Below are 6547 nucleotides of genomic sequence, written 5' to 3' on the forward strand. Positions count from 1 at the left end.
GTGCTTTCGACGCTCAGGTTGATCGCCTTGCCGGCCGGCGGACCGTTCTCCTGCGCGGCGATCTGCACTTCGATGCCCGAGATATCGGCAACGCGGTCGCGGATGTTCTGGAAGATTTCTGCCGCCTTGACGCGCTCGTTCCAGTTGATCAGCTGCAGGCTGAACTGTCCGATCGTGTCCGGCGGGGCCGATCCGCCCATCATGCCGCCGCCCGAGCCGGCAAAGGTCATGATCGAATCCTGGATACCCTGCACCTGCAGGATTTCCTTTTCGACCTCGACCAGCATGTCGCGGATTTCGACCGGCGAGTAGTTGCCGCGCGCGATGACGTTGACGGTGCCGAACTCCGGTTCGGAGGCCGGGAAGGCCTCCACGCCGGTCGGGTTGGAGATATAGAGCGCGAACATGCCCACGATCACGGCGAAGCCCACGCCGAGCGCGAGGATCGGATGCCGGATCAGGTGCTGCAGCGTGCGGACATAGACCCCGGTCGCGCCACGCACCTTCTTCACGTCGAACTTGTCGGCATACATCACCACGTCGGCCGCTTCCTTGGCCTTCGCGTCCACGTGGCTCGACGCGATGATGGCGCCGATCACCGGCATGAAGATCAGGGCGGAGACCAGCGAGGCCACCATCACCACGATGACGATGATCGGCAGGTAGCTCATGAACTTGCCGATGATGCCCGGCCAGAACAGCAGCGGGACGAAGGCGCCCAGCGTCGTGAAGGTGGCCGAGACCACCGGCACGAACATCTTGCGGGCGGCGAGGATGAACGCCTCCTTCTTGGAGACGCCCTCCTGCAGCTTTCGCTCGGCGTACTCGACCACCACGATCGGGTCGTCCACCAGCACGCCCACGGCGAGCACCAGGCCGAACATGATCATCATGTTGATGGTCATGCCGAGCATCTGCACGACGAGGAAGGCGATCGTGAACGAGATCGGGATCGAGGTGCCGATCATCAGGGCAGGGCGCACGCCGAGGGTCGCGACGCACACCGTCATCACCAGTGCCACGGCTGTCAGCACTGCGGCTTCGAGCGAGCGGAACAGGTGCTTGGTCGAGTCGGCCTGATCGACGAGGAACGAATACTGCACGCCCGCCGGCCAGTCCTTGGCGACCTCGGTGGTGAGCGCGCGCACGCGATCGGACAGGTCGATGACGTTGGAGCCCAGTTCCTTGACGACGCCGAGCGTGATCGCCGGCTGCCCGTTCACATGGGCATACTCGGTGGCGTCCTTGAAGGTCCGGGTGATCGTCGCCACGTCGCCGAAGGTGACGATGTTGTCGCCATCCGCCTTGATCGGCAGCGTGTAGACGTCCTGCGCAGTGGTGATCAGCCCCGGGACCTCGACGTTGAACGAACCGCGTCCGGTGTCGAGCGTGCCGCCGGGCACCACCATGTTGTTCTTGGCGAGCGCGTCGAACAGCTGGCTGGCCGTGAGGTTGTAGGCCTCGAGCCGGTTCATGTCGATCGTCACCGCCAGCATCTCGTCACGCGAGCCGGAGATCGTCACGCTCTGGACGACGGAGATGTCTTCGAGCGCTTCCTTGAGGTCCTTGGCGCGCTGCACCAGCGTCCGCTCGGGCACGTCGCCGTAGATCGCAACCGAGATCGACGGCATCGAGGAGAACGAGATCTCCGTCACCGTCGGCTCGTTGGCGTCCTCCGGCAGTTCGGCGGAAACGCCGTCGAGCTTGGCGCGGATGTCGGCGAGCGCCTTGTCCTTGTCGGCGTTGACGTTGAACTCGAGGAACACCGAGGCATGGCCGGTGGTCGCGGTCGAGGTGTAGTTCTCGAGCCCGTCAATGTCCTTGACCCGGTCCTCGATTGGCTTGGCCAGCAGCCGCTCCGCATCGCGCGGCGAAACGCCGGTCTGGCTCACCGACACGTAGAAATACGGGATGTCGATCGCCGGGAAGCTCTCCTTGGGCAGCGTGGTGTACGCGCCGAACCCGGCGAGGAGCAGCAGGCCCATCACCGTCAGCACGACCCGCGGCATGCGCAGGACGCGTTCGAGGAAATTCATCATGACTTGACCCCTTCGGCAGCGGCGCCGGTCGAAACCGCGTCCTGCGTCCCCGTAACGTTTGTCGCCTCGACCTTCTGGCCCGGCACGACGTATTCCTGACCCATGGTGATCACGTCCACCTTTGGCGGCAGCCCCGTCACCCACACTCCGGCGCGCGAATCCGACACGATCGTCACCGGATGGAACTCCACCACGTCGTCCTTGACGGTTCGCACCCCGAGCGTGCCGTCATCGTCCAGCGTCAGCACCGATTGCGGCAGCAGGTGCGCCGGGATCGTCCCCAGGCTCACGATGGCCGAAGCGGTGATGCCGGAGAGCACCTTCCCGTCCTTGTTGGGCAGTTCGATCTCGATCGGGAACGAGCGGGTGGCTTCGTCGGCCAGTGCCGAGATGTAGCTGACCTTGCCGTCCACCTGCTGCCCGGTGACGGTCGTCACCTTGGCGGCAAGGCCCAGTTCGGCCCGCGCGATCCGCGCCTCGGGGACATTGGCGACGAACAGCATCGGGTCGAGTTCCACGATGGTCGCGCACGGCATGCCCGGGCTCAGCATCGAGCCGACCGTCGCGATCGGGTCCTGCACCACGCCGGCGACCTGCGTCGTCACGGTGGTCCGGTCGAACTCGGCCTTGGCCTGGTCGAAGCCGGACTGCGCCGCCTTCAGCGCTGCTTCCAGCGCGTTGGCGGTGTTGGCGGCCGCGAGGCCCTTGTCCCGCAACGCCTTGTTGGTGTCGAAGTTCACCTGCGCCTGCGCCAGTGCGGCCTCGGCCTGCGCCACGGCCGCAGCGCGCGTGCCCTGGTCGAGACTGCACAGCATGTCGCCCGGGGCGACCTTCTGGCCCTTGGTCACCGACACCGCGGTCACGACGCCGCTGGTCTCCGGCGTGATCGTCACCACCGACTTGGCCTTGGTGCGGCCGCGCAGCGGGACCTCGATCGGGTAGGCCTGGACCTGGTAGGTCTCGGTGCGGACCGATTGCAGCGGAGCGGCGGCGCCGGTCGACTCGGCGACGCGCTGGGCGATTGTCTGGTGCGGATCGACCTCGCCTTCCACGTGGTGGCCGGCATCGGCCACTTCCGCGTTCTTGTCGATCAGCGAGATGATCGGCGTCTCGCCGTTGCCGGGACCGTTGCCGCCCGCCACCAGCGTACCGGTGCCGAGCCAGGCGGCGCCGGCGACCAGGATCAGTCCGGCCACGCCATATGAGTAAAGTGCACGCATTGTCAGAAATACCCTCTATTCTGCCGCCGCGGCATCGCCCGTATCGGGGCGCGCCAGCGCGATGAGCTTGCCCCGGTGGGCCTCGATGTAGTCACGCGCGGCCTGCATACAAGTCCGGCCGTAATCGATGACCCAGGCGTCGCCGGGATGTGTGTGTTCTTTCTTGAGCCGGTCGAAATCGGCCAGCGTTGCGTCGACTTCGACGATTCGCTCGGCAAGCCGCTGTTCGACCAGCGATTGGGGAAGTTCGGAGGCGAAGCGCAGGAACAGTAGAAATTCGCTTCGGTACTCGTCCTCGCCCAGTTTCTCGAAGAGAGACTGAATGAAAGCTGAACGGCCGGCCGGGGTAATCGAGTAGATCTTCTTGGCCGGCTTGCCGTCCTGCACCTCGACGCGCGAGGTGACCAGGTCTTCCTGCTCCAGCCGGGCCAGCGCCGGATAGATCGAGCCGTAGCTGGCATCGATGAAATAGGAATACTCGCCCTCGACGGAGAGTTTCCTGATCTCGTATCCGGTGGCTTCGCCATCGTAGAGGATGGCGAGGCAGACTGTTCTGACGTTCATGAACCCCTATCCGTTCGGCATATGACGGACCAGCATATGACGGCCCTATATATGGGTCGGATGCATTACGCAACCACCCCGGTGACGGATCAGCCATGCGCGGAATTCATGGCCAGCGCCGGTCGGGCGGGCCGCGGCCCCGTCTCAGGCGGTGAGCCGCCGCATCTCGGTGACCGCCCGCTGCGCCAGCTCCAGGCTCGAGGCGGCCACGAAATAAGGGTTCAGGAAGCGCCGCTCGGCGTGTCCGCAGCGCAGCGGCTGTCCGTCCATGTCCACTACCACGCCACCGGCCGCCTCGAGCACGGCCTGTCCGGCCGCCGTGTCCCATTCCGAAGTTGGGGTAAACCGCGGGTAAAGCTCGGCTTTGCCCGCGGCGAGCAGGCAGAACTTGAGTGACGAGCCCACCGACACGTCCTCGGCCACGCGCATCGCCTCGCACAGCAGCCGTGTCGCGGCATGCCCGTGCGACCGGCTGGCGACGATGCGCAGCGGCCGGTCCGGATCGCTGACCCGGATGGGGCGCAGGTCGGCCAGCTGACGTCCGTCGAGCCGGGCGGAGAACGCTCCGTCGGGGCCGCCGAAGAACACCTCGCCCGTGGCGGGCGCCAGCACCACGCCGCGACGCGGCCGCCTGTGCTCGGTCAGCGCGATGTTCACCGTGAACTCGCCGTTGCGCTTGATGAACTCCTTGGTGCCGTCGAGCGGGTCGACGACGAAGAAACTGTCCTCGAGATGCGGCACGTGTCCCGCCGCAACGCTCTCCTCGCCGAGGAACGGCACCGGATGCGCCTTCAGCGCCTCGAGGATCAGCGCCTCGGCCCGCTGGTCGGCCACCGTCACCGGCGAGCCGTCGGCCTTGGCCTCGGCGTCGAAGGCGCCGTCGTAGACCTCGTTGATCACCTCGGCGGCGCCGATGGCAGCCGTGACCATCAGGTCCAGCAGGCGATCGCTCATCGGATTTCGACGTCCAGCCCGAGGTCGAGCGGCCGGGCGCCCATGGTGATCTGGCTCGAGGAGATGTAGTCGACCCCGGTCTCGGCGATGCCGCGCACCCGCTCCAGCGTCACCCCGCCCGAGGCCTCGAGCCGCGCCCGGCCCCGGTTCAGCGCCACCGCCTGTCGCAGCAGGTCATTGTTCATGTTGTCGAGCAGCACGATGGTCGCTCCGGCCTCGAGCACCTCGTCCAGCTCGCTCAGCGTGGTCACCTCGATTTCGATGGCAACCAGATGGCCGGCCCGGGCCCGCGCCGCGCGATAGGCCAGGGCGGCCCCGCCCGCCACGGCGATGTGGTTGTCCTTGATCAGGATGGCGTCGGACAGCGCGAAGCGGTGGTTGTGGCCGCCGCCGCAGCGCACCGCGTATTTCTCCAGCGCCCTGAGCCCCGGCGTGGTCTTGCGCGTGTCGCAGATGCGCGCGCCCGTGCCGGCCACCGCATCGACGAACTGTCGCGTCAGGCTCGCGATACCGCTCAGGTGGTTGAGGTAGTTGAGCGCCGTGCGCTCCCCGGCCAGCAATTGCCGCGCGTCGCCCGAGACCACCGCGACGATGTCGCCCTTCTCGAGCGGCGCGCCGTCCGCCACTTGTGCGTCCAGCGTCACGGCGCCGCCCAGCTGCCGGAATGTCTCGATTGCGACGGGCAGGCCGGCCAGCACGCCCGCCTGGCGCGCCGTCAGCGTCGCGGTTGCCGTCGCCCCCCTCGGCAGCGTCGCCTCCGACGTCAGGTCGCCCGAAAGGCCGAGGTCCTCGGCCAGCGCCCGGCGCACCGCCTCCTCGACGATCTGGGTGGGCGGCGGCACGATCCAGTCGTCTGTCATGAGCGATCCATGGGTTGCGGCCGGTCTAGCCGGAGCAAGCGATCAACGCAAGCGGCCGGTCACCCTCAGTTGAACGCCCGCACCTCGACCGGCGCGCGGCAGGCGATGGCCGCCTTGCGGCCCCATTCGAGCGCGTCCTCGCGGCTCGGCAGATCCAGCACCCAGAAGCCTCCCACGTGTTCCTTGCTCTCGATGTACGGCCCGTCGGTGACCCAGAGCAGGCCGCCGGCCCTAGGCCGCACCGACATCGCGGCGCCGGCCGGCGCGAGGCCGCCGACGAACACCCTGACGCCGGCCGCCACCATCTCGCGGTTGAGCGCGTCGATGTCGCGGTGCATCACGGCGTCCTCCGCCACGGCCGGGTCGTAGTCATCGGGGTGGTGGATGGCGATCAGGTACTGCGTCATGTGTTCTCCTCGCTTCGTCACGCGCCGGCGCCCTCCGCGCCCTTTGCGGGATCGTCGAATGGCGGCGGGCCGGATCGACACGCTGCGCGCAACCGTCCCTCACCCCAGCCGGTACGGCACCACGTCCCGTCGGTCCACATCGATCTCCAGTCGCGCGTCGAGCGGCGGCACCGAGCGCTGCAGGCAGTCGGTGCGCGGGCAGATGCGGCAGCTGATGCCGATCGGGTCGTAGGCGGCGGGGCGGTTGAGATCGAGGTCGACGGCGTAGGTCAGCTTCCCCGCATGCGCGATTTCGCAACCCAGCGCATAGGCGTAGCGCCGCACCGGGCCGCGGAACCCGCCGGTCCGCTTCTCCTCCGACCAGGCAAGGCACAGATAGCGGTTGCCGTCCGGCGTTTCGGCCAGCTGCCGGCCGATCCGGCCGTGCTCCTCGAACGCGCGATGCACGTTCCACAGCGGGCACGCCCCGCCGAAGCGGGGGAACTGCAGCGGCGTCGCCGAAT

General features: G+C 67.5%; 7 protein-coding genes. All 7 read right to left on the minus strand.

What is annotated here, in order from left to right; all coding sequences use genetic code 11:
- On the minus strand, positions 1-2039 hold a 2039-nt coding region (locus ACE3TU_RS17200), incomplete at its 3' end, for an efflux RND transporter permease subunit (RefSeq protein ID WP_374626403.1).
- Positions 2036-3259 (minus strand): efflux RND transporter periplasmic adaptor subunit, encoded by a 1224-nt coding sequence (locus tag ACE3TU_RS17205; RefSeq protein ID WP_374626405.1) that lies wholly within the window; start codon positions 3257-3259, stop codon positions 2036-2038. The genes ACE3TU_RS17205 and ACE3TU_RS17200, both read right to left, overlap by 4 nt.
- Positions 3260-3274: 15 nt before the next feature.
- Positions 3275-3823, minus strand: a complete 549-nt coding sequence (locus ACE3TU_RS17210; RefSeq protein WP_374626407.1) for a PadR family transcriptional regulator — start codon at positions 3821-3823, stop codon at positions 3275-3277.
- A 144-nt stretch (positions 3824-3967) separates the two neighbouring features.
- Entirely contained in the window at positions 3968-4777 is an 810-nt protein-coding gene (cysQ, locus tag ACE3TU_RS17215) for a 3'(2'),5'-bisphosphate nucleotidase CysQ (RefSeq protein ID WP_374626409.1), read from the minus strand.
- On the minus strand, positions 4774-5637 hold the full coding sequence (gene nadC / locus ACE3TU_RS17220; RefSeq protein ID WP_374626411.1) for a carboxylating nicotinate-nucleotide diphosphorylase: 864 nt from the start codon (positions 5635-5637) through the stop codon (positions 4774-4776). The genes cysQ and nadC overlap by 4 nt, the downstream gene beginning before the upstream one ends.
- Positions 5638-5702: 65 nt before the next feature.
- Positions 5703-6044, minus strand: a complete 342-nt coding sequence (locus ACE3TU_RS17225) for a YciI family protein (RefSeq protein ID WP_374626413.1) — start codon at positions 6042-6044, stop codon at positions 5703-5705.
- A gap of 99 nt (positions 6045-6143) precedes the next feature.
- Positions 6144-6547 (minus strand): short-chain fatty acyl-CoA regulator family protein (locus tag ACE3TU_RS17230; RefSeq protein ID WP_374626415.1); only part of this gene is annotated, 404 nt, incomplete at its 5' end.

The organism is Devosia sp., assembly GCF_041917035.1.
GTDB lineage: Bacteria > Pseudomonadota > Alphaproteobacteria > Rhizobiales > Devosiaceae > Devosia_A.